Source organism: uncultured Campylobacter sp. (assembly GCF_938040115.1).
GTDB lineage: Bacteria > Campylobacterota > Campylobacteria > Campylobacterales > Campylobacteraceae > Campylobacter_A.
In genome coordinates, this window is record NZ_CALHXD010000242.1 from 1 (window position 1) to 2641 (window position 2641).

Sequence of the window (2641 nt, forward strand, 5' to 3'; positions counted from 1 at the left end):
AGCTAAAAAAAGAGCTTGAAAATCTGCGCGAGGGATATCTGGTGCTTAGGAAGGATTTTTGATGAAATTTAGCTCAAATCGGACAAAGGCTTATGGGTTAAATTTAGCGCGCGGAGGGCTTTTAGGATGAAAAAGGCTTTACTTTGCATCGGCAATCCTATGCGCGGCGACGACGACGTAGGCAACGAAACGGGGCGAATCGTCGAGGCAAATTTGAAAGATTGGCGGGTATTTTACGGACAGGACGTGCCTGAAAACGAGTTTGGCGCGCTTAGAGAATTTGAGCCTGATATCATCGTCGTGGTGGACGCGATGAGCGGCTTTAAAGACGGCGCGATCGAATTTTTTGATCTAAGCAATGAGCGCGACTATATCTACTCGACGCACAACTTGCCTACGCCCGTACTTTTAAGCTACCTGCGCAAAATTTGCCCCAAAACGCTGTTTTTAGGCATTAGCGTTTTGCTTGAAAACGTGCTTGATTTTAAAGAGGGCTTAAGCGAAAACGCGAAAAAAAGCGCGCAAAAAGCTTACGAGCGCATTTTGGAGATAGATAAAAATTTAAAATAGGAGAAGGACATGTTAAATCCTGCAGAAACCGCGCAAGCGGTGTCAAATTCGATGGAGCACAAGGCGCATACTCCGTTAGTAAGCATTATTTTTCTAGCTATCATGGCGGGCGCGGCGATCGCGATGGGCGATATTTTCTGGGCGCACTCGACCGTGGGCATGGCTGAAAAACAGTCTATCGGTCTTGCAAATTTTATCGGCGGCATCACCTTTAGCTGCGGACTTATGATGGTCGTTTTTTACGGCGGACATCTATTTACGAGCTCGGTTTTAAGCGGCGTTAGCGCGTATGAAGGCAAGCTAAATTTAGGCAAAACCATTAACTACTGGGCGATCGTTTGGTTTTTTAACTTCGTCGGCGGCGCGCTAATTGCGTATATGTACTACTACTCTGGCTTACCACTAAAATACGACGGCTATATCTTGCAACACTTTATACCCTCAGGTATAGGCAAGGTTACCGCGCCGTTTCACGAGCTATTTATCCGCGGAATCTTTTGTAACGTGTTTGTTTGCATGTCTATCTGGACTGCAACCAGCGAGAGCAACCTTGCGGGCAAATTTTTTGCCATCATGTGGATGATCGGCGCGTTTGTCGCATGCTCTATGGAGCACTGCGTGGCAAATATGTTCATCATCACCGAAGCCATCATCTCTAAAGCTCACTACATCGCGGCAAACGGCGGAGATATCGCCGCTGCGGCTACGGCTCTAGGACACGGCATCACGGCTGAAAAGCTAGAAGTACTAAACTGGGGAAATTTCATCGTTAAAAACCTAGTTCCGGTTACGCTAGGCAATATCTGCGGCGGGCTTTTCTTTGTGGGGCTAGTTGGATTTATGGCGAATAAATTTGACATGAAAAAGAAGTAATTCCCCATAAATGAACGGATTTTAAAAGTAGTTTTTGATTAAGGCGCTCGGTCACATACTATATGTATGCTCCCGTCACGCCTAATCAAAAACTATTTAAACTACGCCTATTCTGTCTGGAATATCTCACATCTTACTAAATTTACAAATTTAACTACATTAGATTTAAAAACTCAAATTTAGCGTTTTTGCCGTGCGGTTTTTGGTGTGCAAATTTAAATTTTAGTTCGTATAGCTTTGCAGCTTTTCATAATCCACTATCAAAAACTCATGCGGCGTTATGCGCCTGATGATATCGTCTTTTATGAGTTCGTTAAACGCGGTGCTTGCGCTTTGGCGTTTGAGTCCGACGAAGCTTGAAAGCACCTTTAGCGAAAATGGTAAAAAGACGTAGTGGTAGCCGTTTTGCGTCAAATTTTGCTCGGCGGCGAGCTCGACGAGAAAGTTTGCTATGCGCCCCTTCGCGCTTTCAAAAAGTATCGATTTTATGATTTGGCGCTGCAGTAGCGAGATATTTACGAGCGTGTCGGCGTATGCTTTGGCAAATCGCTCGTTTTTTAGCAGCTCGCCCATATCGCCCGCGTCGATCGAGTAGACCTCGCTGTCCTCTAGGATCTCTAGCACGCACACGTCGTCTATGATCGAGATGTTGTCTTTTTGCAGATGATAGACGATAAACTCCTCGCCGTCCTCAAAAAACGAGAGCTTGCCCGAGCCGCTTTTAATTATCACGACTTTGATGGATTCTGCGTAGATTGTGGCGCCTTTGGCTAGGAGCTCGCGGTTAAATTTAGCAAGCTCGTTTTGGTTCAAAACGTCTAAAATATCGGTCTCAAGTAGGCCTAGTCGTGATTTTTTCAAGTTTATCGTTTCTTATGATTATTATTCGGTGATTATTTTATCTTAAATATTTTTAAAGTGTATTAAATTTTGATCAAGCCTTGGTCGATTACTCTGCCAGTTTTGCATATTCACGCCACGCTAAAAGTCGAGCGGTAAAATTTGGGCGTCAAATTTAGCCCGTTCTGAGGCTAAATTTTATAAAATAACTTAAAATTTAAGGACGAAAAATGTTTAACGGACTGATTAGAGAGATCGCGCAGGTTGCGAGCTATTCGCAAAATACCCTACGGCTAAAAGCCTCGTACCGCCCAAATTTAGGCGATAGCGTCGCTGTAAACGGCGCGTGCTTGAGCGT

Annotated in this window: 3 protein-coding genes and 1 pseudogene; 3 read left to right on the plus strand and 1 reads right to left on the minus strand. The window is 44.6% G+C overall.

Features of this window, described 5'->3' with window-relative positions; translation table 11 throughout:
* The first annotated feature begins 126 nt into the window (after positions 1-126).
* Positions 127-570: a hydrogenase 3 maturation endopeptidase HyCI gene (locus Q0314_RS08195; protein WP_002948666.1), complete on the plus strand. Its 444-nt coding sequence runs from the start codon at positions 127-129 to the stop codon at positions 568-570.
* 9 nt (positions 571-579) lie between these two features.
* Positions 580-1443 (plus strand): formate/nitrite transporter family protein, encoded by an 864-nt coding sequence (locus Q0314_RS08200; protein WP_298058150.1) that lies wholly within the window; start codon positions 580-582, stop codon positions 1441-1443.
* Between the two features lie 222 nt (positions 1444-1665).
* On the opposite strand, the gene Q0314_RS08205 is transcribed toward Q0314_RS08200, so the two are convergent.
* Positions 1666-2304: a Crp/Fnr family transcriptional regulator gene (locus Q0314_RS08205; RefSeq protein WP_298058152.1), complete on the minus strand. Its 639-nt coding sequence runs from the start codon at positions 2302-2304 to the stop codon at positions 1666-1668.
* Between the two features lie 209 nt (positions 2305-2513).
* Here Q0314_RS08205 and Q0314_RS08210 point away from each other — a divergent pair.
* A pseudogene (locus Q0314_RS08210) lies at positions 2514-2641 on the plus strand (riboflavin synthase); the annotation flags it as partial.

What these genes read in the sequence shown, in the direction of transcription:
- Q0314_RS08195 (WP_002948666.1), top strand. Translation starts at nt 127, where the DNA reads ATGAAAAAGGCTTTACTTTGCATCGGCAATCCTATGCGCGGCGACGAC.
- Q0314_RS08200 (WP_298058150.1), top strand. Translation starts at nt 580, where the DNA reads ATGTTAAATCCTGCAGAAACCGCGCAAGCGGTGTCAAATTCGATGGAG.